The sequence below is a fragment of the Kribbella sp. NPDC023972 genome (genome assembly GCF_040639075.1).
Lineage (GTDB): Bacteria > Actinomycetota > Actinomycetes > Propionibacteriales > Kribbellaceae > Kribbella.
In genome coordinates this window covers 1-26,045 of record NZ_JBEZZH010000003.1, presented here as the reverse complement: position 1 = coordinate 26,045, position 26,045 = coordinate 1, and the positions used below count along the sequence as shown (strand labels likewise).

General features: G+C 69.1%; 27 protein-coding genes. 8 read left to right on the top strand and 19 right to left on the bottom strand.

Annotated features, from left to right (window positions below):
- Window positions 1-1,218 (top strand): cation:proton antiporter, encoded by a 1,218-nt coding sequence (locus AB0F43_RS13105; RefSeq protein ID WP_360474613.1) that lies wholly within the window; start codon window positions 1-3, stop codon window positions 1,216-1,218.
- Window positions 1,219-1,228: 10 nt separating this feature from the next.
- Here AB0F43_RS13105 and AB0F43_RS13100 read toward each other — a convergent pair whose 3' ends face one another.
- The 4 genes from AB0F43_RS13100 to AB0F43_RS13085 are packed head-to-tail and all read right to left on the bottom strand — an operon-like array spanning window position 1,229 to window position 4,373.
- Window positions 1,229-1,795: a YdeI/OmpD-associated family protein gene (locus AB0F43_RS13100; RefSeq protein WP_360474610.1), complete on the bottom strand. Its 567-nt coding sequence runs from the start codon at window positions 1,793-1,795 to the stop codon at window positions 1,229-1,231.
- 51 nt (window positions 1,796-1,846) lie between these two features.
- On the bottom strand, window positions 1,847-2,329 hold the full coding sequence (locus AB0F43_RS13095) for a methylated-DNA--[protein]-cysteine S-methyltransferase (RefSeq protein ID WP_360474607.1): 483 nt from the start codon (window positions 2,327-2,329) through the stop codon (window positions 1,847-1,849).
- Entirely contained in the window at window positions 2,326-2,886 is a 561-nt protein-coding gene (locus AB0F43_RS13090) for a GNAT family N-acetyltransferase (RefSeq protein ID WP_360474604.1), read from the bottom strand. Before AB0F43_RS13090 ends, AB0F43_RS13095 begins: the two co-directional genes overlap by 4 nt.
- A 2-nt stretch (window positions 2,887-2,888) precedes the next feature.
- Window positions 2,889-4,373 carry an AlkA N-terminal domain-containing protein gene (locus AB0F43_RS13085; RefSeq protein WP_360474601.1) on the bottom strand — a complete coding sequence of 495 codons (1,485 nt, stop codon included), beginning with the start codon at window positions 4,371-4,373 and terminating at the stop codon, window positions 2,889-2,891.
- 123 nt (window positions 4,374-4,496) lie between these two features.
- Between AB0F43_RS13085 and AB0F43_RS13080 the strand changes: the two genes are divergently transcribed.
- From AB0F43_RS13080 to AB0F43_RS13070, 3 genes are all read left to right on the top strand, one after another.
- Window positions 4,497-5,237 carry an SDR family oxidoreductase gene (locus tag AB0F43_RS13080; RefSeq protein WP_360474599.1) on the top strand — a complete coding sequence of 247 codons (741 nt, stop codon included), beginning with the start codon at window positions 4,497-4,499 and terminating at the stop codon, window positions 5,235-5,237.
- A gap of 146 nt (window positions 5,238-5,383) precedes the next feature.
- Window positions 5,384-6,406, top strand: coding sequence for a LacI family DNA-binding transcriptional regulator (locus tag AB0F43_RS13075; RefSeq protein ID WP_360474596.1), 1,023 nt, complete (start codon window positions 5,384-5,386; stop codon window positions 6,404-6,406).
- Between the two features lie 38 nt (window positions 6,407-6,444).
- Window positions 6,445-9,078, top strand: a complete 2,634-nt coding sequence (locus AB0F43_RS13070) for a glycogen debranching protein (protein ID WP_360474593.1) — start codon at window positions 6,445-6,447, stop codon at window positions 9,076-9,078.
- 463 nt (window positions 9,079-9,541) lie between these two features.
- On the opposite strand, the gene AB0F43_RS13065 is transcribed toward AB0F43_RS13070, so the two are convergent.
- The 9 genes from AB0F43_RS13065 to AB0F43_RS13025 form a co-directional block, all read right to left on the bottom strand.
- Window positions 9,542-10,303, bottom strand: coding sequence for a hypothetical protein (locus AB0F43_RS13065; RefSeq protein WP_360474590.1), 762 nt, complete (start codon window positions 10,301-10,303; stop codon window positions 9,542-9,544).
- Window positions 10,300-11,256, bottom strand: coding sequence for an ABC transporter ATP-binding protein (locus tag AB0F43_RS13060; RefSeq protein WP_360474588.1), 957 nt, complete (start codon window positions 11,254-11,256; stop codon window positions 10,300-10,302). The genes AB0F43_RS13065 and AB0F43_RS13060 overlap by 4 nt, the downstream gene beginning before the upstream one ends.
- On the bottom strand, window positions 11,256-11,615 hold the full coding sequence (locus AB0F43_RS13055) for a GntR family transcriptional regulator (protein ID WP_360474584.1): 360 nt from the start codon (window positions 11,613-11,615) through the stop codon (window positions 11,256-11,258). The genes AB0F43_RS13060 and AB0F43_RS13055 overlap by 1 nt, the downstream gene beginning before the upstream one ends.
- Window positions 11,616-11,721: 106 nt before the next feature.
- Window positions 11,722-12,291 carry a GPP34 family phosphoprotein gene (locus tag AB0F43_RS13050; protein WP_360474581.1) on the bottom strand — a complete coding sequence of 190 codons (570 nt, stop codon included), beginning with the start codon at window positions 12,289-12,291 and terminating at the stop codon, window positions 11,722-11,724.
- Entirely contained in the window at window positions 12,284-12,493 is a 210-nt protein-coding gene (locus tag AB0F43_RS13045; RefSeq protein WP_360474578.1) for a hypothetical protein, read from the bottom strand. The genes AB0F43_RS13050 and AB0F43_RS13045 overlap by 8 nt, the downstream gene beginning before the upstream one ends.
- Window positions 12,494-12,555: 62 nt before the next feature.
- Entirely contained in the window at window positions 12,556-13,248 is a 693-nt protein-coding gene (locus AB0F43_RS13040; protein WP_360474575.1) for an aminotransferase class IV, read from the bottom strand.
- On the bottom strand, window positions 13,245-14,621 hold the full coding sequence (pabB, locus tag AB0F43_RS13035) for an aminodeoxychorismate synthase component I (RefSeq protein WP_360474572.1): 1,377 nt from the start codon (window positions 14,619-14,621) through the stop codon (window positions 13,245-13,247). Before pabB ends, AB0F43_RS13040 begins: the two co-directional genes overlap by 4 nt.
- A gap of 42 nt (window positions 14,622-14,663) precedes the next feature.
- A complete protein-coding gene (locus tag AB0F43_RS13030; protein WP_360474569.1) occupies window positions 14,664-15,443 on the bottom strand; it encodes a class I SAM-dependent methyltransferase in 780 nt (259 codons plus the stop codon).
- Window positions 15,444-15,550: 107 nt separating this feature from the next.
- Window positions 15,551-16,255, bottom strand: coding sequence for a metal-dependent transcriptional regulator (locus tag AB0F43_RS13025; RefSeq protein WP_360474566.1), 705 nt, complete (start codon window positions 16,253-16,255; stop codon window positions 15,551-15,553).
- Window positions 16,256-16,630: 375 nt separating this feature from the next.
- On the opposite strand from AB0F43_RS13025, the gene AB0F43_RS13020 reads away from it, so the two are divergent.
- From AB0F43_RS13020 to AB0F43_RS13010, 3 genes are read left to right on the top strand one after another with little or no spacing between them, the layout of a single operon-like run.
- Window positions 16,631-17,023: a GntR family transcriptional regulator gene (locus tag AB0F43_RS13020; protein ID WP_360474563.1), complete on the top strand. Its 393-nt coding sequence runs from the start codon at window positions 16,631-16,633 to the stop codon at window positions 17,021-17,023.
- Complete coding sequence (locus tag AB0F43_RS13015; RefSeq protein ID WP_360474560.1) at window positions 17,020-17,904, top strand: ABC transporter ATP-binding protein; 885 nt, start codon at window positions 17,020-17,022, stop codon at window positions 17,902-17,904. Before AB0F43_RS13020 ends, AB0F43_RS13015 begins: the two co-directional genes overlap by 4 nt.
- Window positions 17,901-18,941, top strand: a complete 1,041-nt coding sequence (locus AB0F43_RS13010) for an ABC transporter permease subunit (protein WP_360474557.1) — start codon at window positions 17,901-17,903, stop codon at window positions 18,939-18,941. The genes AB0F43_RS13015 and AB0F43_RS13010 overlap by 4 nt, the downstream gene beginning before the upstream one ends.
- Here the strand turns inward: AB0F43_RS13010 and AB0F43_RS13005 are convergent.
- The 6 genes from AB0F43_RS13005 to AB0F43_RS12980 form a co-directional block, all read right to left on the bottom strand.
- Entirely contained in the window at window positions 18,907-20,148 is a 1,242-nt protein-coding gene (locus AB0F43_RS13005) for an APC family permease (RefSeq protein WP_360474554.1), read from the bottom strand. The genes AB0F43_RS13010 and AB0F43_RS13005 overlap by 35 nt on opposite strands.
- Window positions 20,148-20,984, bottom strand: a complete 837-nt coding sequence (locus AB0F43_RS13000; RefSeq protein WP_360474552.1) for a class II fructose-bisphosphate aldolase — start codon at window positions 20,982-20,984, stop codon at window positions 20,148-20,150. The genes AB0F43_RS13005 and AB0F43_RS13000 overlap by 1 nt, the downstream gene beginning before the upstream one ends.
- Before the next feature lie 11 nt (window positions 20,985-20,995).
- On the bottom strand, window positions 20,996-21,901 hold the full coding sequence (locus tag AB0F43_RS12995) for a hexose kinase (RefSeq protein ID WP_360474549.1): 906 nt from the start codon (window positions 21,899-21,901) through the stop codon (window positions 20,996-20,998).
- Window positions 21,902-21,908: 7 nt separating this feature from the next.
- Window positions 21,909-23,039 carry an N-acetylglucosamine-6-phosphate deacetylase gene (nagA, locus tag AB0F43_RS12990; RefSeq protein WP_360474546.1) on the bottom strand — a complete coding sequence of 377 codons (1,131 nt, stop codon included), beginning with the start codon at window positions 23,037-23,039 and terminating at the stop codon, window positions 21,909-21,911.
- A 115-nt stretch (window positions 23,040-23,154) separates the two neighbouring features.
- On the bottom strand, window positions 23,155-24,105 hold the full coding sequence (locus AB0F43_RS12985) for an ROK family protein (RefSeq protein ID WP_360474544.1): 951 nt from the start codon (window positions 24,103-24,105) through the stop codon (window positions 23,155-23,157).
- A 155-nt stretch (window positions 24,106-24,260) separates the two neighbouring features.
- Window positions 24,261-24,887, bottom strand: coding sequence for a TetR family transcriptional regulator (locus AB0F43_RS12980; RefSeq protein ID WP_360474541.1), 627 nt, complete (start codon window positions 24,885-24,887; stop codon window positions 24,261-24,263).
- A gap of 303 nt (window positions 24,888-25,190) precedes the next feature.
- On the opposite strand from AB0F43_RS12980, the gene AB0F43_RS12975 reads away from it, so the two are divergent.
- Window positions 25,191-25,928, top strand: coding sequence for a hypothetical protein (locus AB0F43_RS12975; RefSeq protein WP_360474538.1), 738 nt, complete (start codon window positions 25,191-25,193; stop codon window positions 25,926-25,928).
- The last annotated feature ends 117 nt before the right edge of the window (window positions 25,929-26,045 follow it).

Below are 26,045 nucleotides of genomic sequence, written 5' to 3'. Positions count from 1 at the left end.
ATGCACGAGAACATCACCGCCCTGCTGATCGAGCTGGGCGCGGTCATCCTTGTCCTCGGCATCCTCGGGCGGATCGCCGGCCGGTTCGGGTTCTCACCGATTCCGCTCTACCTGCTGGCCGGCCTGGCCTTCGGGCACGGCGGCTTGTTGCCATTGGCAGCAAGTGAGGAGTTCGTTGCCACCGGCGCCGAGATCGGCGTCATCCTGCTGCTGTTGCTGCTCGGCCTGGAGTACACCGCCAGCGACCTGGTCGGCACGCTGAAGACGCAGTACGTGTCGGGTGGGGTGGACTTCCTGCTCAATGCGTTGCCGGGCGCGGCGGTCGCCTTGCTGCTCGGGTGGGGGCCGGTCGCCGCGGTCGCACTCGGCGGTGTCACCTGGATCTCGTCATCGGGCGTGATCGCCAAGGTGGTCGGCGACCTGGGCCGGCTCGGTAACCGGGAAACCCCGGTGGTGCTGGGGATTCTCGTGCTCGAGGATCTGTCGATGGCGATCTACCTGCCGATCCTGACCGCGCTGCTCGCCGGCGTCGGCCTGGCGGGTGGCAGCATCACGTTGCTGATCTCGCTCGGTACGGTCAGCGTCGTACTGTTCGTCGCGTTGCGCTACGGCCGGGTGATCAGCCGGGCGGTGTCGTCGGACAACCCTGAGATGCTGCTGCTCGTCGTCCTCGGGCTGACGTTGCTGGTCGCGGGCATCGCACAGCAACTGCAGGTGTCGGCGGCGGTCGGCGCGTTCCTGGTCGGGATCGCGTTGTCGGGTGAGGTCGCCCATGGCGCGCGGAACCTGCTGAGTCCGCTGCGGGACCTGTTCGCCGCGGTGTTCTTCGTGTTCTTCGGACTGAGCACCGATCCCCGGGACATCCCGCCGGTGCTCGCCATCGCACTGGGGCTTGCGGCGCTGACCGCGCTGACGAAGGTGGCCACCGGCTGGTACGCCGCCCGCCGGGCCGGCGTGGGGACGGCCGGTCGCTGGCGAGCCGGCGGAACGCTGGTCGCCCGCGGCGAGTTCTCCATCGTCATCGCCGGTCTCGCGGTGGGTGTCGAACCCCGGCTCGGCCCGCTGGCGACGGCGTACGTGCTGATCCTGGTCATCCTCGGCCCGATCGCCGCCCGCTACACCGAACCGATCGCCCGCCGCCTGACGAACCGCACGCAGACGCCCGCCGCCCCGCCGGCCGCCGAGCGCCTCGACGACCCCGCCAACACCCCGACCTGACCTCGAGTGGTCACTGGTTGGCGCGTTGGTTGCGGGCGGCTTGGGTGACGGTCTGCTCGATGCGGCGGGCTCGGGTGTCGGGGCGTTTGGCGAGGGTGATCCACTCGAGGATCGCGCGGCGGGCGGACGGCGGGAAGGCGTGGAAGTGCTTGTCCGCTTGAGGATTCCGGGCGAGCGCGGCCTGCAGGTCGGCGGGGACGATCAGGTTCTGGGCGTCGGCGAGGAGGTCCCAGGTGCCGGTGCGTTTGGCCAGGTCGACGAGCTCCTGACCGGCCGGGTCCATCAGGCCCGCCGCGGTCAGGCGCTCGACCCGCTCGCGGTTGACCTTGCTCCAGGTGCTGCGCGGGTTCCGCGGCGTGAAGCACTGGTACGTCGTCTTGTCGTCGCGCTTCACGGTCTTGCTGTCGATCCAGCCGAAGCACAATGCGTGATCGACCGCCTCCGCGAGCTTCGGGCCGGGCCCGTCGCGATGCACGATCAGCCAGACCGAACGCTCCACCCGCCCGTTCGCCGCCAGCCAGGCTCGCCACTCGTCCACGGTCAGGTCCAGCGCGTTCGCATCAGTCGGTGTGCTCATACCTAAAGAATGCACCCGATAAGTGCTCACCGAATGAGCACTTTTTAGGGCCTAGAACAGTGCGTCGCCGCGCTCGTGGTCCAGCAGGGCCTGCTTCCTTTCGAGGCCGCCGCCGTACCCGGTGAGGTTGCCGGTCGAGCCGACCACCCGGTGGCACGGAACGATGATGCTGATCGGGTTCTTCCCGTTGGCGAGGCCCACCGCCCGCGATGCGCCCGGGACCAGGCCGAGCGTTCGGGCGAGTTCGCCGTACGTCGTCGTCTCGCCGTACGGGATGTCCTGCAGGGCCGTCCACACGCGCTGCTGGAACGGCGTCCCCGCCAGGTGCAGTGGTACGTCGAACGTCGTACGTCCGTGCTCGAAGTACTCGGTCAATTGCTCGGCGACCACGGGCAGCACGGAGTCGTCGCGGTGGCCGAAGGTCTCCATCGCCGGGCGATGGCGGTGCTGCTCCATGTAGACGCCGGCGAGCCTGTCGCCGACCTCGACGAGCGTGAGCGGACCGAGCGGGCTGTCCATCACGGCGTACGTCACCGTGTCGCCTCCCACTGGGCGCGGTTGATCCGGTAGAGGACGTGGCGCTGCAGCGGGTGCCCATCAGGGAGGCGGACGTGGTCGAAGTCGTCGGCCTCGTCGTGCGTCATCCCGATCCGTTGCATCACCCGCTGGGACGGCATGTTGGTGGTCGAGGTGAACGAGACGATCTCCTCCAGCCCGGCCGGGCCGAAGCCGTACGCCAGCGCCGCCCTGGCCGCCTCGGTCGCATAACCGTTGCCCCAGGCCTCTTTCGCGAGTCGCCACCCGATCTCGACCGCGGGCGTGAAGTGCGCCTCGAAGCCAGGCACCGACAGTCCGGTGAATCCGACAAATCTTCCGGTCTCGCGGACCTCCACCGCCCAGAAGCCCCAGCCGCGCTCGTCGATCGACGCCGCGAGCCGGTCGACGAGGTCGTCGCTCTGCTCCCGCGTCAGCGGCGCCAGGAAGTGCTCTGTCACCGCCGGATCCGCATTCAGCGCGGCGAACGGCTCACGGTCGGACTCACGCCACTGCCGCAGCACGAGACGGTCAGTGGACAACGACAACTCGGTCATGGTCACTCCGCGGGGATCTTGTTGATGGCGTGGTCGCCGGTGGCCCACAGGTACTGCACCGCGTACGCACGCCATGGCCGCCACGCGCGTGCGTGGGCGGTCAAAGGTCGAGGGGCTTCGGGCAAGCCTAGGTCACGGGCCGCGTACCGGATACCCAAATCACTGGCCACAAACGCGTCCGGGTCGCCCAGAGCACGCATCGCGATCGACTCGACCGTCCATGGCCCGATCCCCGGCAGCGCGGACAGTTGTGTCCGCGCCCTGTCCCAGTCACTGCCGGCGCCGAGGTCGATCTCACCGGCCGCGAGCGTTGCGATCAGGGTGGTGAGCGTCGTACGCCGGGACTTCGGAAACGCGAGGGTTTCCGGATCGAGACCGGCCAGCGCCTCGGTCGTCGGGAACAGATGGGTGAGCCCACCACCCGCGTCCTCGATCGGCTCGCCGTGCTGCAGCACGAGCCGGTGTGCGTGGGTCCGGGCGGCCGCGGTCGACACCTGTTGCCCGAGCACGGCGCGGACGGCGAACTCCTCACCGTCGACAGTGTGCGGAACCCTGCGGCCGGGCGCCTTGGCGATCAGCGGCGCGAGCACCACATCGCTGCTCAGCAGGTCGTCGACCGCGACCGGGTCGGCATCGAGGTCGAGCATCCGGCGGCAGCGGCTGATCGCGATCGCCAGGTCACGCTGGTCGGTCAGGGACAACTGGCAGGCGATGTGATCGGGCATCGGCTTCAACGCGACCACACCGTGGCCGTGCGGGAGCCGAAGGGTTCGTCGGTAGTGACCGTCGCGCCACTCCTCCACGCCCGGTACGCCGGTCGCGATCAGGTGACCGAAGAGGTTGTCCGGAGTCAGCGGTGCGCGGAACGGGAGTCGCAGCGAGATCGTGCCCGGCGCGGAGGTCGTCGTGCCCCTTCTGGCCCGGCCGCGCAGCTCGGTCGGCGCGAGGGCGAAGACCTCCTGCACCGTCTCGTTGAACGTCCTGACGCTGGAGAACCCGGCGGCGAACGCGACATCGGCCATCTGCAGCTCACTGGTCTCGATCAGCAGGCGGGCGGTCTGTGCACGCTGGGCCCGGGCGAGCGCGAGCGGCCCCGCACCGAGCTCGGCCTGGAGCTGGCGTTGCACCTGGCGAACGCTGTACCCGAGCTGGGCCGCGAGTCCTGGTACGCCGTCGCGGTCGACGACGCCGTCCGCGATCAGCCGCATCGCGCGGGCGACGAGGTCGGCACGGTCGTTCCACTCCGGCGATCCCGGGCTGGCGTCCGGGCGGCAGCGCTTGCAGGCGCGGAAACCGGCCTGCTGAGCGGCGGCGGCGCTCGGGTAGAACCGCATGTTCTCGACCTTCGGCGGCGCCACCGGGCAACTCGGCCGGCAGTAGATCTTCGTCGTCAGCACCGCGGTGAAGAACCACCCGTCGAAGCGCGCGTCCTTCGACTGGACCGCCCTGATACACCGCTCTCGGCATTCGTACACGTCATCCAGCATCCCTGGCCGCACCGACAGTCTCTAGCGGTTTTGCGACGTGGAGGTATAGCGGGAATGCGACGCCAGGAACCGGGGTCGTATTCCCGCCAGAGTCAGGGCCGCGCGCACGGTGGACTTGAAGGCATGAACGAACTACTTGGCAAGAAGGCGCTGGTGACCGGTGGCAGCCGCGGGATCGGAGCGGCTACCGCGATCGCGCTGGCAGAGCGCGGGGCGGATGTCGCGCTGACCTACAACAGCTCTCCGGACGCGGCAGCGAAGGTGGTGAAGGAGATCGAAGCACTCGGACGTACGGCGTACGCCCTCGAAGTCGACGCGGCCGACGCGGTCGCGGTGGCGGACGGCGTCAACCGGGCCGCGGACCAACTCGGTGGACTCGACATCCTGGTCAACAACGCGGGTGTCGGCGCGATCGGCCCGCTGGGCGACATCACCCTGGACGACGTGGATCGGGTGCTGGCGGTGAACATCCGTGGGGTCTATGCCGCCGCGCAAGCCGCCGTACCGAGGATGTCCGACGGCGGCCGGCTGATCCACCTCGGCAGTTGTGCCGCGGGCCGGGTCACCAGCCCCGGCATGACCTTGTACGCGATGAGCAAGTCCGCCCTGATCGGCCTGAGCAAGGGTCTCGCCCGTGAACTGGGCCCCCGCCGCATCACGTCGAACGTCGTCCAGCCCGGCCCGACCGACACCGACATGAATCCGGCGGACGGCCCGTTCGCCGCGGCCCAGATCGCCGACCTGGCCCTGGACCGCTTCGGCACCCCCACCGAGGTAGCCGCCGCCATCACCTACCTGGCCGGCCCGCACGGAAGTTTCATGACCGGCACCGAACTGACCATCGACGGCGGCCACACCGCCTGATCACCTTTCCGGAACATCACTGCCACTGGCTGGCAGCGATGTTCCGGAAAGGTGTCGGCGGCGGACCGCCGAGGCGTTGACACGGCGGGGGCTGAGAGGGACACTGCGGATGTTTTTAACGTTCAAAACGTTCGTGGGAGGTTGCTGTGGCTACGTTGAAGCAGGTCGCCGCCCACGCCGAGGTGTCGGTGCAGACGGTGTCGAACGCGTTGAACGCACCGCATCGCCTCCGGCCGGACACGCTCGAACGGGTGAATCGGTCCATCGAGCTGCTCAACTACCGGCCCAATAGTAATGCCCGCAGCCTGCGCACCAGCGCCGTCGAGCTGATCGGCTACTGCGTTCCGAGCTGGCCGAACCAGACCCATCTGGTGATGGACCAGTTCCTGCACGCGCTGTGCGCCGCCGCGGAGACGACGGGCCGGCACATCCTCCTGTTCACCGCCCCGGCCGCGGTCGAGGGCATGCCCGTGTACGACGACCTGCACGCACGCCGCCTGGTCGACGGCTTCGTGCTCTCGCAGACGGAGACACACGACCCACGGCACGGCTGGCTGAAGGACAAGCAGATCCCGTTCGTGTCCTTCGGACGCGTCTGGAAGCAGAGCACCCAGCCCGGACCGTGGGTCGACGTCGACGGCGCGGCCGGCTCGGCGATGGCGGTGCAGCACCTGTACGAGACTGGCCGCCGGCGGATCGCCTTCCTCAGCTGGCCGAAGTCGTCCGGCCTGGCCGAGGACCGCCTGGCCGGCTGGCGCAGCCGCTGCAAAGAACTCGGCCTGCCCACCAGTGGACTGGCCATGCGCTGTCGCGAAGACACCATCGACGAAGGTGCCCGGGCCACCGCCGCGCTGCTCGACAGCGCCCAGCCGCCGGACGGAATCGTTGCCCTGAGCGACATTCTCGCCCTCGGCGCACTCCGTGTGCTCGGCGACCGCGGTCTGGTTCCCGGCGTCGACGTCGGCGTCACCGGCTTCGACGACTCTCCACTGGCGTCGGTCGTCTCCCCCGGCCTGACCAGCCTGCGGCAACCGATGGACCAGATCGCCTCCGAGCTGATCGCCATTCTCACCGAGACACCGAGCTTGACCGGTACGACGACCGGCGTACCGGCTGAACGCCTGCTGCAACCCGAACTGGTGATCAGGGGTAGCTCAGCCCCTGGCTGATGCGGTGCACGCCCGCCGCGAGAAGGAGGATTCCGCCAATGACTCCCCGCCCAAGACGCACCGCCCCACCCCGCCGGGCCAGACGAACGGCCGGCGTCACGTTGCTCGCCGCAGCCACCATCCTGGCCGGTACCGCCTCCGCCACCGCCGGATCCAGCCCGCCGACCACGGCTACCGGAACCACCATCCAACCTTCGGAGCTGTCGGAAACGACCCGGCTGGCCGACCGCCGGTCGCTGGTCGTCGGCGACCGGGCTTACGCGATGGGCGACGAGACCGGTCTCTACCCTGCCGCCGGCTGGCACATCCGCGGCGAGATGGGCGGCTTCTGGACCCAGCCGATCAAGCTCCTCGACGGCCTGTGGTTCGGGCTCGACGGCGCATGGCTCGGTAAGGACGTGGCGGCGCAGAAATACACCAGTGGCCACGGCTACAGCCGGATCGAGTACGCCGGCGACGTGCGCGTACGCCGTACCGACTTCGTCCCCGACGGCATTCGGGCGACCCTCGTCGGCCTGACGCTGCAGTCCAGTACGGCGAAGACGGTCAAGCTCGACGTGGACGCGCACTCCGAGCTGATGGCGTCGTACCCGTGGGGGTGGACGACGCCGAGTGCGGCTGACGCGAACCTGCCCGACACGGGCGCCTACACGGACGGCTCGTTGCGGTTCCGCGAGCAGGGCACGCCGTCGTACCCGAACGCGACCGCGCACGACTATGCCGCCTTCGTCGGTTCGTCCCTGCGTCCGACGAGCCACGCCCTGGGCCCGGACCACCGCGGCCCGCAGGATCCGGCCGTGATCTGCCCGGCCGAAGGTACGACGCCGGCACGCTGCGACGACTCGCTGGTCGGCAAGGGCACCGGCGGGCGGCTCACGTACGACGTGGAGCTCACGCCAGGCAGGTCGAAGACGATCTGGTTCGCTGTGGCCGGCTCGGACAACGGTGTGTCCGCCGCGCACCGTGAGTACCGCCGTGCCCTGAGCAGTCCGGATGCGTTGCTGAAGGCAAAGACCCGGGAGCGCAAAGAGATCGACAGCATGTCTGCGGTGGATCTGCCCGGTGACCGGCTGCTGCAGCAGAGCGTCGAGTGGAGCAAGCAGAACCTGGCCGACTCCGTGCAGGAAGCACGCAACCTGCGGATCCGCGACGTCAACGAGGGCAAGGACTACCCGGCGCCGGCCGGCACTGTCGAGACGGCGCGCTGGTTCGGCGCGGGCTTCCCGGACTACCCGTGGATCTTCGCGACGGACGGTGAGTACATGGCGTTCGCCGCGGTCGCGGCCGGTCAGTTCGACACGGTGAAGGAGCACCTGCGCGCGCTGCGGGACATCAGCGACATCCTCAACAACCGCAGCGGCAAGGTCGCGCACGAGGTGGTCCCGACCGGCGACGTGTACTTCGGCTCCAACCAGAGCGCGGGTAACACCGACGAGACCGTGAAGTTCCCGAGTGCGGTCGCGCTGCTGTGGCGGTGGACCGGCGACGACAGGTTCCGCGACTCGATGTACGACTTCAGCGTCCGCAACCTGCGCTACGTCTATCGCGAACTGGACAAGGACGGCGACGGCTGGCCGGAAGGCCTGGCGAACGTCGAGCGCAGCGGGATGGGTGTCGAGAAGCTGGACAGCACCGTCTACCTCGCCCGCGGTCTGCGCGACCTGGCCGACCTGGCCGCGTCCAAGCAGGACACCTCGGTCCAGCAGTGGGCGACCGCCCGCGCCAACGATCTCGAGGCACGCTTCGAGGCGCAGTGGTGGGTCCCGCAGGCCATGGGGTACGCCGACTCGGTCGACGACCCGGACAACTCCGCGAACGACAACACGCCGATCTTCCAGCGGCACTGGATCGGGGTGACGCCGATGGAGGCGGTCCTGACCCGGCCCGGTCAGCCGGCCTCGCCACTGGCCTCTGCCAAGCACGGGGCGATCGCGCTCGAACAGCGCGAGAGGCCTTGCTACACAGGGGAATTCGGCCTGTTCCACACCGGCACCGGACCGACATCCGCTCCGGGCGGCAACCGTGGTGAGTCGTGTGATCCGATCGTCTCCGAGATCCAGAGCGAGCGGGCCATGTTCGGCCTGAACACCTCGATCATGGCGGTTGCCGAAGGCAACTTCGGGCGCCTCGGCACGGACCAGCAGCAGGTCTACACGACCGGCAACGCCCGGATCCAGCTCGACCCGACGGTGTGGGAGACGCCGGGCGCGATGCCGGAGATCGCACCGTCACCCGACTCGCCGGCGAACATCGGCCGGCCGTTCTACGACCGCTCGATGTCACTCCAGGCGTGGGGTGCGTACGGCATCCTGTGGCCGGTGGTGCACCAGCAGCTGGGTGTTGCGCCGGATCTCGGGCACGGCAAGGTCGCCGTGATTCCGCAACTTCCGGAAGGCCAGCAGAAGGTGGCCGGGAGCAACATCCGGCTCGGCCGGGGATCGGTCGATGTGTCCGCACGCCTTGCAGGTAAGGAATTGCGGACCGACGTCGAGGTGAAGGGTGTCGCGGCGAAGTTCACCATCGGCGCCGTCCTGCCTGACGGAGCGACAGTCAAGAGCGTCACGCTGGACGGACGCTCGGCGTCGTACCAGCTCGTCACCACGACCCGCGGAGTGGAGGTGCACGTACCGGCCCGCGGCTCCTCCTCGGCGCTGACGATCACACTCAACTGATTGAACCACCCTTCGGGGCTCGCGACCCGGTGAGCCCCGGACGGCCGGCCGGCGCACCTTCGTCCTGTGCGCCGGCCGGCTTCTCGGTTGTCAACGACACTGCCGGGTGCCGCTGAGAACAAAGAAGCGAGGCCCCTCCGAGTATGAGTCGGAGGGGCCCGCAATAGCTGAAGGAAGGTGACGTCTCCAGCCTCCCGAACGAATCCGTGGGGCCGGCAGACCCCGTCACCGGTCTACCTCGGTGGGGATCCCCACCGCAAGGGTCCTCGGTTTCCGTTCGACCCGCCGCTCAGATCAGAAGCGGCGTGTCGACAGTTCTACCGCCGTCTCGAGGGCCGCACAACCCTTCCTGCCTAGAGATTTCGTCAATTCGCCAGCGACCGCGTGTCATCCACAGCGATGCCGCCACCATCCACAGAAATCGCCTCGGTTATACACACCCCCTGTGCATAACCCCGGGGTCTCAACCCTTCGCAGGCTTCAGTGCCATCGGCCGCAGCAGACGATAGCCGACGGAGAACCCGAGCGCACTGACCACCATGATCGACGGTACGGCGACAGCCAGTGGCGGACGCTGATAGCCGATGCTGTTCAAGGCGTCGGCGAGCCATTGAGCGATCAACAGGAACTCGGCGGCCGCGGCCGGGACCACCGCGAGCGGCAGCATCACCACCCCGCGCCAGAAGCCGAACCGGTAGAACGTGATGCCGAGCAGCCAGCCGGCCGCCTCGTGCGACAGGACCAGCAGGAAGAACTCGGTGAAGATCAGCCCGGCCTCGGAAGTGGCGCCGAACAGGTGCGGGTTCGCCAACGTCTGCGACCAGCCCTGTGACCGGTAGAGCAGGTGCTCGGCCTGGTACACCAGCACCCACAACAGCGCGGTCGCGGTCGCTGCCCCGGTGAGATAGATGCTTGCGGCAACGGAAAACATCCGCCGGGTGACGCCCTGGGAGATGAGCAGGCTGAAGTACGCCGGGGTGAGGGTGATGCCGAGCGCCATCGAGAAGTACTTCGGCGACTGGGTGCCGTAGTCCCACATGCTGTGGTCGATCCCGCCGGTGGCGAGCTTGAACGCGATCCCCACCGCGAGGAACGAAACCAGCATCACGGCCCAGTAGCCGACCAGCATCTGCCGGGTGCCGGTCATCATCGCCAGCAACACCTGCCGCAGCCGGTGGGTCACGGTGACACCCCGGGGCAGGGCGTGCTCGAGTACGGCGCTCATCGGCGCGCTCCCTTGCCGCTGGACGTGAGGTGGACGAAGAGGTCCTGCAGACCGACCGGCCCGACCTCGAGACCGGCGGCGCGTGCCTGGGCGAGCAGGTCGGGATCGAGGTCGCCCAGCACGGTGGTGGACTTGGTACCGCCGAGCTTCTCCTCGGCCAGCACGGTGAACCCGGCGGTGAACTCGTCGACCACCGCGGTCGGGCCGACGATCGAGGCACCGCGACCGCGCAGTGCGTCCACCGGCGACTGGGTGACGAGCCGGCCGTTGTCGAGGATGAGAACCTCCTCGAGCATCGTGCTGACCTCGCTGACCAGGTGCGTCGACAGCACGATCGTGCGCGGCACCTCGGCGTAGTCGGCGAGCAAGGCGTCGTAGAACAGGTTGCGGGACGGCACGTCCATGCCCAGGTAGGTCTCGTCGAAGATGGTCAGCGGCGCGCGACTGGCCAGCCCGAGGACGACCCCGAGCGCGGACTTCTTACCGCGGGACAGCTTCTGCACCTTCTTGGTCGTCGGCACCTCGAACCGATCGAGCAGGTCACCGGCGAGCTCACTGTCCCAGTACGGGCGCAGGCTCGCGGCCAACCCGAGCACATGTCTGACCAACGCCGCGTCGACCAGGTCACCCGACTCACGGATCAGGCAGACCCGGCTGGTGACGACCGCGTTCTCGTACGGCTCGGCCGCCGTACCGAGGTCGCCGCCCTCGATCAGGACCCGGCCCTCGTCGGGCTGCCGGAAGCCGGCCAGGGTCGCGGCAAGAGTGCTCTTACCCGAGCCGTTGCGGCCGAGCAGGCCGTGGATCTTCCCCGGCGCCAGCCGAAGGTCGAGCCGGTCCAGCGCGGGTACGCCGGCGAAGCGGACGGACAGGTTCTCGGTCCGCGCGGCGAGCGCATACGCGGTCTCCGGCTCGGTGACGAGGTCGGTGGCTTCCAGGGTGCGGTTGGTCATCACGCGTCTCCGTAGGTCGTGATGTGCTGGACGACGTCCTTCAGCGGTACGCCGATGGCCTGGGCCTCACGGATCATCGGGTCGACCACGTCGGCGAAGAACGAGTCGCGCCGGTTGGTGCGGAGCAGGTCACGCGCCTTCGGGCTGACGAACATCCCGATCCCGCGCTTCTTGTAGAGCACACCCTCGTCGACCAGCTGGGCGAACCCTTTCGCCGCGGTGGCCGGGTTGATCCGGTAGAACGCCGCGTACTGGTTCGTCGACATCACCTGCTCGTCCTCGGCGAGGGCGCCGGTGACGATGTCGTTCTTGATCTGCTCGGCGATCTGCAGATAGATCGGGCTGCGGTCATCGAACATCACGGCCTCCTCTCACGGGCAGCAGGCCTCAGTGGCCATTAGGTTCTTAGGTTCATTACTTGAGTAACGAACCATAGCGCCCCTCGGGGTCACAAGATCAACGGGCTCATCCGGCCGCCGCCGTGTGGGACTGCTGGAGCGCCTTCTTCAGCGCGGGTACGACCGGGCCGACCCGGACTGCGAGCTGGGCGAGCCGGTCCCTATGCCGGGTGCGCTGATCCTTGGTCAGGACGGTGCGCAGATCACCGGTCGCCGCCAGTACGACGACCGCGGCGTCGCGGAGGTCGACCCGGGTGACGAGCCGGGACGACCGGAGGGTGTCGGTCGCGTTGCGCAGCACGTGGCGTCGTACCAGCGGATGCCGCAGGGTGATGCGGTCAGCCGGGAACAGACCGAGGACGCGATAGCGCTCGACGTCGGCAAGGTTTCCGCGTAGCTGGAGATCGACCAGCGCGGCAGCCCGGAGGATGCGGCCCAGCTTCGTCCACCGGCCGGTCAGCCGTCCCGTCGACGGGTCGTAGGCGAGCAGGAAAAGCCTTGCGGTCAAGGCCTCCGGGGGCTTGACCCGGCCCAGGGCGGCAACCCGGGGGCGACGAACGGGCGGCCGGCGGGGCAGCGTCCCGCCGGCACCGCGGACCACGGTGAGATGGTTGCCTGAGGCATCGGTTCTACTCATCGTCTTCCTCCGTGGACGGGCGGCCCGGCTTGCGCATCTTGCCGACCCCGGACGGGAGCCGGCCGGCGTCTGCGAGCGCCCGGCGGAGCAGGTACTCGATCTGGGCGTTGGTGCTGCGCAGATCATCGGCCGCCCAGCGGGCCAACGCGTCATGCACCACGGGATCCAGCCGGAGCAGGATCTTCTTGCGTTCGACGGCCACGTCGAACCCTCACTGGTAGAGCGTGCCGGTGTTCACGACCGGCTGAGCGCGAGTGGTGGGCTTCAGAGGGGTTGGGCGAGGGCGGTGAGGTGGGATTGCCAGGAGGCGGATTGGGAGTTGGGGAGGGGGTCGATGGGGGAGTCGTTCCAGGCGTGGATGGGGCGGATGCCGTGGAGGGCGTTGAGGAGCCAGACCTCGCGGGACTGGAGGTCGGCAGGGGTGCAGGCTCGCTCGGCGACCTCGACGCCTTGGCCGGCCGCGATCCGGCGGAGCAGAGCGGCGGTCACCGAAGGCAGGAGGGGACGGTCCGAGGGCGGGAAGCACAACACATCGTCGTCCCACCAGGCGATGGCGGAGTACGCCGCCTCCAGGACGGTGCCGTCCTGGTCCAGCAGGATGATCTCGTCAGCGCGATGTGAGGCCGCCTCCTTCAACTTGCCCAGGAGTTCGAGGTCCGGGCCCTTCACCCGCGGTGCCGTCCGCGGGTCGGGACCTTCATGGACGACGACCCGGACGCGACCACCGATCGGCGGGGCCGGCCGGAGCTGGACCGCCAGCTCGCCCGAGGTGCGCAGCTCGAAGCGCGGGAACCAACGCCCGAAGCCGGGCAACCGGCCGATCTGCTCGTTCCAGAAGGCCGAAGCCTCCACCCCGGCTGCCGCGCACGACCCGACGAACCGTTCCCGGTGCAGCTCGATCCCCCGAACCTTGCCATTGGCCACCAGAAACGAATCCGCCACCTGCAAACCGCTCATTTCCCCCGCCTTTCGGCCGCGGCGTTCCCGCCTACGGCTGCCGTTGCCTTCAGCACCATTTCGTCGTACTCCGCGACCGGGTCCGAGTCGAGCACGATCGCCCCGCCCGCCCCGATCACCGTCTCCGACGGCGTCAGCACCGCCGTCCGGATCACCACACTGAGATCCGCCCGCCCGTCCACGGTCAGGTAGCCGAGCACCCCCGAGTACACCCCGCGCGCACTCGCTTCGAGCTCGTCGAGGATCTCCATCGTCCGGATCTTCGGCGCTCCGGTCATCGACCCCGGCGGGAAGCACGCCCGGACGGCATCGATCGCGGACACCCCGGACCGCAGCCGGCCGCGCACGGTGGTGACGAGCTGGTGGACGGTCCGGTAACTCTCGACCTGCATCAGCTGCGGCACGTGCACGGTCCCCGGTTCGCTCACCCGGCCGAGGTCGTTGCGGATCAGGTCCACGATCATCAGGTTCTCGGCGCGCGTCTTCTCGTCCTCGGCGAGCGCCTTCGCCGCCAGCTGGTCGGCGGCCGGATCCGCCTCCCGCGGCGCGGTCCCCTTGATCGGCCGGCATTCCGCCCAACCGTCCGCGTCCACGGTCAGGAACCGCTCCGGCGACGAGCTCGCCACCGCGAGATCGCCGTACCGGAGGAAGGCGGCGTACGGCGCCGGATTCTGCGCCCGCTGCCAGAGGAAGAACTCGAACGAGTCGGGTACGGCGGGCAGCCGGACGCGGTTCGTCAGGCACACCTCGTACGTCTCCCCCGCCTCGAGCGCGCCCATGCACTTGCCGATCCCGGTCAGGTACGTCGCCCGGTCCTGCTCCAGGTGCGCCTCGAGATCGAGCCGCGCGATCGCCGGCGCCTCGACCTCGGACATCGACCAGTGCGAGGCACTCCGCGCGGCGCGGTCCAGCCAGCCGTCGTCCGCGGAATCCACACTGACCAGGAAACTGACGTCCCGATCGTGGTCGATCACGACGAACCGGTTCGCCCAGATCCACAGCGCGTCCGGCACCGGCGACTCGTGCGCCGCGACTCCCCCGGTCAACGCCTTCAGCTCGTAACCGAAGTACCCGACGTACCCGCCGTTGAACAGACCGGCCAGCTCATCCGGTACGCCGTCCAGCCGCGCAGCCTTGGCCGCGAGCAGCCCCTGCAACTCGGCGAACACGTCGCCATCGGCAACATCCCGTACGACGACCTCCGCCTCGGCTCCCAGCGTCGTACCGAGCACCGACACCCGACGCACCGCCCGGTCGGTGAGACTGCCGTCGAGCCAGAACGCGACGGGCTCCCCGGCCAGCAGCTCGCGGTAAACCGTCTCACCGTCAAGCGCCCGCCCTACCGTCCGCACGAACCAGCGCAGTGCACTCACACGCACACGGTACCTACCGTTGGCGCTGGTGAAGCCTGGTGATCAGGTGCCTGTCAGGGCCAACTTGGTGCGCATGGCGGTGATTCGGCGGATCGGGATCGCGACTTCGAGGCCGTCCTTCGACTCGGCGCGGTCGGCGAGCCAGCCGGCCGCGGTGTCGCGGCGGCCCTCCGGCGTACCCGGAAGGTAGAGCGCGTTGACGAGGCGCTGTGCATCGTCGCGGGTGCGGATCAGGTAGACGTACCGCTCGCGCTGACTCTCCAGCACCTGGAACCCGGCGTGGTGCAGCTTGTCTTTCAGCTCGGTGATCTCACCACCGGCCGGGAACTGCGGGGTCGACCGCAGCCGCGTGGTCAGCCCGCTCAACGTGCGGATGTCACCGCGCCGGAGCGGTCGCACGGCCGGCACGATCGCGGCCAGTACGCCGCCACGCCGCAGCACCCTGGCCGCCTCGGCCAGAACAACGGGCAGCGGCTGCAGCACCGCCAGGCCCATCGAGCAGGTGACGACGTCGAAGACCTCGTTCGCGAACGGGAGGTGCAGCGCGTCCGCCTGGACCTTCGGACCCGGCGCACCGGCGAGCTGGGCCGGGTTGTTGTCGACACCGACGACCCACCGCCCGTACAGCTCGCGGGCGACCGGACCGTTGCCGCACGCGAGGTCGAGGACCCGGCGAGCCTCGCCGGACACAGCACGCACCAACCAGCGGTACGGCGTGTGGTCGCCTGCTACCGCTCGGGACAGCAGGGCTTCGGTGCTGCCCGGCGCCGCGGTGTGGAACTCCCGCAGGTAGGCCGGCCAGTCGATCTCGTTCTCAGGCATCGCGGACAGAGGCTACCTTGTGACCACAGGCTGTAAAGCACCGAGCGCTCAGCGTTGGATGCCTTAATGCACTTTTGAAGTACAGCATGCAGAGTTGACGTACGCCGTCAGACCCGGCTGACGAAGATGTGACCGGCCGTCTCGTCGCTGATCACGCCACCGGCCTCCCGGCTGCCGACCAGCACGCCCTCGGCGTCGAGGGTGGAGTCGACCTCGCGGCCCGGCAGTGCCCCGGCCTTCCGGAGCACCGCCATCGCGCCGTCGTCGGTCTGCACCGGCTCGGCGATCCGGCGGACCAGCACCCGGACACTCTCACCGGTGGCCTGGTCGACCACCTTGTCCAGCGGCTCGACGCCGATCCGGAACTCCTCGATACCACTCGCCTGGCCGTCGGCGAGCAGCTCCTCCAGGCCCGGGATCGGGTTGCCGTACGGCGACTCGGTCGGGTTGTTCAGGATCTTCAGCAGCCGCAGCTCGACCGCGTCGCTCATCACGTGCTCCCAGCGGCAGGCCTCCGCGTGCACGTCCTCCCACTCCAGGCCGATCACGTCAACCAGCAGCCGCTCGGCCAGCCGGTGCTTGCGCATCACCCGGACAGCCTGCTTGCGGCCGACCTCGGTGAGCTCGAGGTGACGGTCGCCCTCGACCGTGACGAGCCCGTCGCGCTCCATCCGCGCCACCGTCTGGCTGACCGTCGGACCGGACTGGTGCAACCGCTCGGCAATCCGCGCGCGCAGCGGCAGGATGCCCTCTTCTTCCAGCTCGTAGACGGTCCGCAGGTACATCTCGGTGGTATCGATCAGCTCGCTCACGAAAACCATTCTCGCCTATACAGGCAAGCCTTACCCAATCCGCCATCCACCCGAATGCCCACAGGCGGGACCGGGGATGACGGCAGGCCTGACCGGTCGAGATTCGCTCGGTCCGGCGTACCGGCGACACGGGATGTGCGCGGCGGTCGGGGGCGCTGGATCGGGCGAGCCGGGCGAGCCGGACGAGACCATCTTTCCGGAAGATGATGTGCACCAGGTGGCAGTGGAATTCCGGAAAGCGCCGCATCGCGCCCGCCGCCGCGAAGCATTCCGCCGTACGACGCCCTCCGCTGAGTGCCGCACGTCCGCTCCCCTTGACGCCGGCTTGAGCCATACCTCTATAGTGCTAGTTACCTAGATGAATGGGATTTGTCGATGATCGAGTTCCATCTGGACGGCCGGTCGGGGGTCTCGCCGTACCAGCAGATCGTTCAGCAGGTCCGCAACGCGTTGCGGCTCGGCCTGCTGCGGGAGGGGGATCAGTTGCCGACCGTGAAGGACGTGGTCGCGGCGCTGGCGATCAACCCGAACACGGTGCTCAAGGCCTACCGCGAGCTCGAACACGAAGGCCTGGTCCAGGCCCGGCCCGGGCGCGGCACCTTCGTGACCCGGACGCTGACCGACAACACACTCGCCGCCCACGGTCCCCTCCGCCAGGACCTGCGCCGCTGGCTGACCAAGGCCCGCAAGGCCGGCCTCGACGACGAAAGCATCGAGGCCCTCTTCATGACAACCTTTCGGACCGCCGCTCAGGAGGACATAGCATGACCGCGGTTCTGCAGGCCCGTGGATTGGGCAAGAAGTACGGGCGCCGGTGGGCGCTGACGGACTGCGATCTGGAAGTGCCGGCTGGACATGTGGTGGGGCTGGTCGGGCCGAATGGGGCGGGTAAGAGCACGCTGCTCAACTTGTCGGTCGGGATGCTCACGCCGACCACCGGGACTGTCGAGGTGCTGGATGCGCCGGCCGGGCGTCAGCAGGCGAAGGTCGGGTACGTCGCGCAGGACACGCCCACCTACAGCCGGCTGAGCGTGGCCGACCATCTGAAGCTCGGCGGCAGGCTCAATCCCGGGTGGGACGATTCCCTTGCCCAGCAACGGATTCAGCGCCTCGGCCTCGATCCGAAACAGCGCGCCGGGAAGCTGTCCGGCGGGCAGCGGGCCCAGCTCGCGCTGACTCTCGGGCTGGCCAAGCGCCCCGAGCTGCTGATCCTCGACGAACCGGTCGCCGCGCTCGATCCGCTGGCCAGGCGCGAGTTCCTGCAGGATCTGATGGAGGCGGTCGCCGATCAGGAGTTGAGCGTCGTCCTGTCCTCACACCTCGTCTCCGACGTGGAACGCGCCTGTGACTACTTGATCGTGCTGGTCGGTTCGCGGGTCCACGTGAGTGGTGAGATCGACACGCTGCTCGCGACCCACTACCGGCTGACCGGGCCGCGGCGCGACGCCAAGGATCTGCCCCGGGACCAGCATGTGGTGACCGAGAGCCACACGGACCGGCAGTCGACGTTCCTGATCCGGACCGACCAGCCGATCCTCGACCCGGCCTGGAACGTCACCCGACTCACGCTCGAAGACCTGGTGCTGGCGTACATGGGCCGCACCGCCCCAGCCCAACCCGAACGCCCAGTGCTGGAGGTACACCGATGATCTGGCTGACCTGGCGACAGTTCCGCGTCCAGTTCCTGGTGGTCGCGTCGGTGATCGCCGTGGCGATCGCCCTCCTCGCCGCCACCGGGCCGGGTCTCGCGGACGACTATCAGCGGCTGACCACCGAGTTCATCCGGAACCTCGGGTTCGAGCGGCTCAACCCTCAGCTGTACTACATCGGCCAGGCACTCCTGTACGCCGTACCGCCGGTGATCGGGGCGTTCTGGGGCGCACCGCTGATCGCGCGTGAACTGGAGACCGGGACGCATCGGCTGGCCTGGAGCCAGAGCATCGGCCGCCGGCGCTGGCTGGCGACGAAGGTCGGCGTGGCCGGCCTGAGCGCGATCGCGATCACCGGACTGCTCAGCCTCGCCGTGACCTGGTGGTCCGACCCGATCGACGACGCGATCAACGCCGGCCAGGAGTCGAACACCTACCTGCCCCGGATGTTCCCGCCGGTCTTCGGCGCCCGCGGCCTGGTCCCGGTCGGGTACGCCGCCTTCGCCTTCGCCCTCGGTGTCGCGGTCGGTCTCGTCGTACGACGTACTCTCGTGGCGCTGGCGGTCACGCTGGCGGCAGTGATCCTGGTGCAGATCCTCACGCCGAACCTCATCCGGCCGCTGCTGCTCGCGCCGACGGACCAGAAGCTCGTCGCCACGTCCGACAACATTCGCGGCTTCATGCTCAGCGGTCCAGGGGGCGACGTAAAACAGATCGAGGTCGCCACCGGCGCCGTCGGGGCGTGGAAGCTCTCCGACCAGACGGTCGACAAGTCCGGCAAGGCGGTCAGCCCGCTGCCCGACTGGGTCATGAAGTGCGCCCCGACCCCGCCGGGACTGAACGAGGCCGCGAACAGCCGACAGGACCGGGACGCCTGCTTCCAGCGGCTGGCCGACGAGGGCTACCGGCAGCACGTCCGGTACTACACCGCCGACACCTTCTGGAACCTGCAGTGGCGCGAGTTCGGGCTCTTCCTGCTGCTGGCGTTGGGCCTGACCGGGTTCAGCTTCTGGCGGATTCGCCGGGATCTTTCCTGAGCCGTCGGACGAGCAGGGCGACGGCGAGCAGGGCGGCGGCCACGACTGCTGAGGTCCAGGGCAGGGTGACCGCGAGGACGACACAGCCGACCAGGCCGATCACGTTGACGGCACGAGGCCAGCGACGTTGATCGGCCGGTTGGGTGAACGCGGAGGCGTTGGCGATCGCGTAGTACAGCAGGACACCGAACGACGAGAAGCCGATCACTCCACGCAGGTCGGTGGTGAGAACGAGGACACCGACGACCGCGGCGAGTGCGATCTCGGCGTGGTGCGGGACCTGGAACCGCGGATGTACGGCGGCCAGCCAGCCGGGGAGATCGCGGTTGCGGGCCATCGCCAGCGTGGTCCGTCCGATGCCGGTGATCAACGCCAGCAACGCCCCCAGGCTTGCCAGGGCCGCGCCCACTCGGACCACCGGAACGGCCCAGGCCGTGTCGATCGCGGTAGCAAGCGGCGCGGTGGTCGTGGCCGGGTCGACAACCCGCAGCAGCGCGATGCCGATGAGCAGATAGATGCCGATAGCAACAAGCAGGGCGATGGTGATGGCCCGCGGGATGGTCCGGGCGGGATCGCGGACCTCCTCGCCCATCGTCGCGATCCGCGCGTAGCCGGCGAACGCGAAGAACAGCAACCCAGCCGCCTGCAAGACGCCGTACCACGAGGTGTCGGCAAGCGTTGGCACCTCGCGCTGGGACGAGCCGGTGAACAGCAGGACCAGCACCAGGGCGAGCACGGTCAGCGTGCAAGCGACGAGGATCCTGGTCAGGCGCGCGGTTCGGGTCACGCCGCGATAGTTCACCGCGGCGAGGGCCAGCACCGCCGCGAGCGCGAGAAGCCTCTGCAGCCACTCGGTCCCTGGCACCACGTACGTCGCGAACGTCAACGCCATCGCCGCACACGACGCCGTCTTGCCGATGACGAAACACCACCCCGCGGCGAACCCCCACCACTCCCCGAGCCGCTCCCGCCCGTACACGTAGGTCCCACCCGACACCGGATAGACCGCCGCCAACTGAGCCGACGACACCGCGTTGCAATAGGCAACAACCGCGGCGATCACCAGCCCGATCAGCAACCCGGACCCGGCGGCCTGTGCGGCCGGTACCCACACCGCGAACACACCGGCCCCGACCATAGAGCCGACTCCGATGACGACGGCATCGGCGACGCCCAGCCGGCGGGCCAGGCCAGGCTGGGCGGCCATCAGACCGCCTTGAGAACACCCAGGAGGCGGGCGACTTCGGCCGCTACCGCGTCGCGGGCCGGGCCCAGGTACTTGCGGGTGTCGACCATCGACGGGTTGTCGGCGAGCAACTGGCGGACGGAGGCGGTGAAGACGTTGTTGAGATGGGTGGCGATGTTGACCTTGGTCATGCCGGCCTCGACGGCGCGGGTGAGGTCGGGGTCGGCCACGCCGGAGGATCCGTGCAGGACAAGCGGGACCGGAACCGCCGCGTGCAGTTCGGAGATCAGCTCGAAGTCGAGGGTCGCGGTCCGTTCGGTCATGGCGTGGGACGAGCCGACGGCGACCGCGAGAGCGTCGACGCCGGTCGCTTCGGCGAAGGCGACGGCCTCGTCGGGCCGGGTCCGGGCACCCGGCGCGTGCACGCCGTCCTTGCCGCCGACCTCACCGATCTCGGCCTCGACGAAGACGCCGTGGTCGTGGCAGAACGTGGTGACCTCGCTGGTCGCGGCGACGTTGTCGGCGTACTCGAGTTTCGAGGCGTCGTACATGACGGAGGTGAAGCCGAGAGAGACCGCTTCGGTGACCAGGTCGCGGTCCATCGCATGATCGAGGTGGACGACGACCGGGACCGACGCGGCGGACGCGGCGGCGAGGGTGGCGACACCGATCGGTTTGAGCGCGCCGTGGTACTTCACCGCGTTCTCGCTGATCTGCAGGATGACCGGCGCGCCGGCCTGCTCGGCACCGGCGATCAGAGCGGCCGCGTGCTCCAGCTGGATCACGTTGAACGCGCCGACCCCACGACCGGCCTTGGCGGCGGCGAGCACGACCTCGGCCCCGGAAACCAACGGCATGGAAACTCCTCCTAATTGACGACAACCTGAGGTTGCCAGCGTCGGTACGCGCCCAGATCGATGTCCCCGGCAACCGGTGTCAGCACAGCGGCAGCGGAGGCGGCGACAGCATCCTTCAGTACGACGGACCAGTCCGGCTCCGGCGATTCGGCGACGGCCGCGGCGACGACCGCCGTACACGCATCGCCCGCGCCGGTCGGATTTCCGGACACCTGCTCGACCGGCAGCGCCCGCCAGACACCTTTGTGACTCGCGGCAACCATTCCGCGCGACCCGTCGGTGATCACCGCCGCGGTCGCGCCGAGCTGTACCAGTTGCCGAGCGCCGTCTTCCACCGTCGTGTCGCCGAGTGCGTCACGCAACTCGGCCGCGTTGGAACGCACGACCGCACCAGCCCTGGCCGCAGCCGTCAGCGCGTCACCACCCGCGTCGATGACCGTCAGTACGTCGTGATGCCGGGCCCGGACCGCGATCTCGGCGTACGCGTCGGCGGGGAGGCCAGGCGGAAGGCTGCCCGAGCAGGCCAGCACCTCCAGTCGCCCCCACGGCATCCGGTCGAGGAACGCTCGCCACTCGTCGGCGGACACCGGCGGGCCGGCCTCGTTGAAGATCGTCGCGTCCCCGTCGGCACCGTTGACGATGGCAACGGTACGACGGGTCTCGCCGGCGATCGGCGTGAGCAGAGCGGTCAGCCCGGCGTCGAAGAGCTCCTCCGCGACAAGCTCGCCGGTGATACCGCCGACGAAGCCGAGCACGAGCACCTGGTGACCGAGGGTCGACGCGACCCGCGCGACGTTCACCCCCTTGCCGCCAGCACGCTGCCGGATCGCGCCCACGCGGTGACTGCCGCCGACGACGAGCTCGTCCACCTCGTAGGTGACGTCCAGCGCGAGGTTGAGAGTGACGGTGCCGATCATGGTCCGATCAGTCCAGCCACGACCCGGCCCGCATCACCTTCTGGACGGCGTACTCCTGGTCCAGGACCACCAGGTCAGCGCGCTTGCCGGTCTCGATCGCGCCGACGTCGTACCAGCCGAAGGTCTGCGCCGGCGTGGTCGACGCCATCCGGGAGGCGTCCACCAGCGATACCCCGGCCTTGACCGCGTTCGCGTACGCGACGTCCATCGTCAAGGTGCTGCCGGCGATCGAGTGCGTGCCGTGGGCCAACGTCACCAGACCGTCCTTCACGTCCACCTCGAGGTTGCCGAGCTTGTACCGCCCTTCCGGCATCCCGGTGGCCTCCATCGCGTCGGTGATCAGGGCGATCCGGTTCACCCCCGCGGCGGCCAGCGCGACCCGGACCACCTGCGGATCCACGTGCAGACCGTCGTTGATCACCTCGAGCAACAGCCGCTCGTCGTTGATCGCGGCGCCGACCGGGCCGGGGTCGCGGTGATGGAACGGCCGCATCCCGTTGAACAGGTGCGTTGCCACGGTCGCGCCGGCGTCGGCACCCGCGATCATCTGCTCGTACGTCGCGTCGGTGTGCCCGAGCGCCGCGACCGCACCGGCGTCGACCACCTGCCGGATCGCGTCCAGCCCGTGCTCGAGCTCGGGCGCGATCGTCACCATCCGCACGACATCGCTCAGCACCTTGGCCACGTCGTCCGCGACCGGGTCACGCAGCAACGACGGCTCGTGCGCACCGCACCGCGCCTCGGACAGGAACGGGCCTTCGAGGTGTACGCCGGCGATCACACCGTCGGCGACCAGGTCCGCCAGACATGCGGTCTGCGAGACCAGGTCGTCGAGCGGTGACGTGACCAGGCTGGCCAGCGTCGTCGTCGTACCGTGCCTGGCATGGAAGGCCGCGACCTTGCGCGCCTCCTCCGGGTCGGTGGTCGAGTACGTCGACCCGCCGCCGCCGTGGGTGTGGATGTCGACGAACCCCGGGACGACGGTGACGTCGCCCAGCTCCTCCGGCCGCTTGCCGTCGGCCGGCATCCCGTCGGACCGGCGGCCGAAGGCGAGGATGTCCTCGTCGACCACCTGGATCCAGGCGTTCTCCAGCACGTCGTCCGGCGTGACGAGCCGGCCCACCCGATACGTGGTCATGGGGCCTCCCGGCCTGGACTGAGGAGTGTAGGGAGCGAAGCGACCGGAGCGACGAGGGAAGGCCGGGAGCCAAAGCCCCATGACCCGCCACGCCGGAGGCGTGGCATCAGCACCGTCATACCGTCTCCTCCCTCTCGTCCGCGGCGACTCGGTCCCAGGCCATCAGCGCGGCGCCGAGGCAGCCGGCGTCCTCCCCCAGGACGGCGGCGACGATCTCCGGCTCGCGCTGGAACGTCAGCCGGGCGTGGATGCCGTCGCGCAGCGGCTGCAGCAGCGTCTCGCCCGCTCCCACCAGTCCACCACCGATCGCGATCCGCGTGGGCGCGACCAGGGTGGTGTAGAGGACGAGCGCGTCGATCAGGACGGTCAGCGCGTCGTCCCAGACCTGTGCGGCATCCGGGTCACCTGCCGCAAGCAGCTCGAGCACCTCGCGGGCCCCGTCCACGGTCCGCCCGGTGCGAGCGCCGTACCTGCGGGCGATGGCGGCGGCGGACGCGACGGTCTCTAGGCAGCCCCACTGGCCGCAGGCGCACAGCTCGGCCGCGTCGCCGTGGACGAAGCGGGTGTGGCCGAGTTCACCGGCGTACCCGTCGCCGCTGACCAGCGAACCGTCGACCACCATCGCGGCCGCGATGCCGGTGCCGAGGGGAAGGAAGAGCGAGTTCGTGGTGCCGGTGAGCGCGCCCTGGCGGAGCTCGGCGTACCCGCCGGCCCGGACGTCGTGGGCGAGCTGAACCGGCCGGTCCGCGCCGATCGCGGCCTTCAGCTCGGCCAGCACCGGCGTACCGACCCAGGCCAGGTTCTCGGCGCTGACCGTGCCGGTCTCCGCGTCGATGATGCCCGGCACGACCACGCCGACGGCCCGCACCAGGTGCCCCTCGGCGGTCGCCTTCTGGCTGAGTTCGACGACGGTTTCCAGCAGGGCGTCGAGTACGGCGCGGCCCCCGGCTTCCCGGGGTGTCGGCCTGGTCTCGCGGTGCAGCACGGCACCGTCCGCGGCGACCAGGCCGCACTTCATCCGGGTTCCACCGAGATCGACGGCAACCACGATTTCACAGGGGTCCACGGAGCGCCATTATGCAGCGTTACCCGGCAGTCCGAACATCCGTGAGCAATCCTTGGACAGCTTTCGCGACAAAGCCGTAGACCAGCCGCGGCTCTGGTTCGGTTGCGTCCGAAGATCCGCGGGCAGGGCGCCGCGGGTGATCGGCCGCCTCCAAATCAGGCCCGCAGGCCGCGGTCGAAGGCCGCCACCAGAAACGCGATCAGGTTCTCGGCCAGCTTGCCGGGATCCTCGGCGTCCTCGACGCCCGGTGCCCGCGACAGTGCCTGCGACTGGTGCAGGGCGAGCAGGCCGAGCATGTTCACGTAGCCGAACGCGACCGACTCCGGCGCCGCATGCGGCAGTGCCGCCTGCAGCGCGGCCAGGTACCGCGCCTCGATCGGATCGGACTCGGCCGCGTACAGATCGCGGATCCGCTGGCTCGGATCGAAGGCGATCCGGCCGATGAACCGCGCGACCACCGCGCCGCGCTCACCCCGGCGCAGGACCAGGTCCAGCCCGGGCTCGATGAACGCCCGGATCAACTCCTCCGGTGTCGGCTGCCCCTTGGCCTCGAGCTGATCCAGCCGGCGCCGACGTTCGATGTTGACCGGTCCCATCGCCCGCGCCACCGCCGCCCGCAGCAGCGCCTCCTTCGAACCGAAGTGATAGTTGACCGCCGCGATGTTGGCGGCCGCCGCGACCGTGATGGCCCGCAGCGACGTTCCTTCGTAACCCCCCTCGCCGAACCGTTGCTCGGCAACATTGAGCAACCTCTCCCGGGTCGATTCGACCGGTGTCTCCACAGAGTTCTCCTTCCCCCCGGCCACTGCTTGCTCAGGCACCCCACCTGCTCACTCGCCGTAGCCTGCAGTCAGCATAGTTCAAACGGTCGTTTGAACAGGAGTACTGAGCTCAGTAATCTCCGAGAATTCCTCAGATTTCTCTGAAACTCCTTCCTTCCCACCGGCATCGCAACTCACACCTCTGTGGTTTACCCGTTTTCGCCAGCTCGAGACCGACTGCCGCGAAGGCCTTTCAATCGGCTGAATTGCTCACTGTGTGTGTCAATGCGAGGCACCGAACGTGAACGACTAGGGTCGAGATCCATGAACGACCGGGAAGCGGTGCGAATCGCCGGGCGGTTTCAGGGACCGGCGAGATCCGGCAACGGTGGGTACGTCGCCGGCCGGGTAGGGACCGCGTTGGCCGGTCTCATCGGCAGCGGGCTGGTGCCACAGGTGACCTTGCGGGTGCCGCCGCCGATGGAGCGTGACCTCGACCTGGTCGCGGATTCTTCGGGGGCTCGACTGACGGACGGCGAGTCCTTGGTCGCGAGCGCCGTACCGGTCGCGTCGGACTTCCTGGCCGACGCGACGATCGATCCGGTGTCACCGGAGGATGCTCGCGCGGCGGAGGCGTCGTACCGGGGACTGACGAACCACCCGTTCCCGAGCTGCTTCGTGTGTGGGCCGGCCAACCCTGGCGGACTGCAGCTCAAGCCGGGACCGCTGGGCGACGGGCGTACGGCGTGCACCTGGAAGCCGGCCGCCGACCTCGCCGCCGGCGACGACGGTCAGGTGGATGCGGTGTTCCTGTGGGCCGCACTCGACTGCCCGGGTGGGTGGGCGATCGATCTGGAGGGCAGGCCCTCGGTGCTTGGCCAGCTCACGGCATGTATCGACGCACGACCGCACGTCGGCGAGGCCTGCGTGGCGCTGGGTCGCTATCTCGGCGAGGACGGCCGGAAGACGTTCACCGCCAGCACGTTGTACGACGCGGACGGTCGCGTCCTCGCCCGTGCTCGGCACACGTGGATCACCGTCGACCCGGCCCTCTTCAACTGACGCGGTTCCAACTGACGCGGTTCGACTAGGCGGTGTCTGACGGTTCAGCGCCGTAGCGAGCAGGTGCTCGGTGCGGTAGCTCGGCGTGCTGGAGCGAAGGTCTCGATGTGGTTCCAT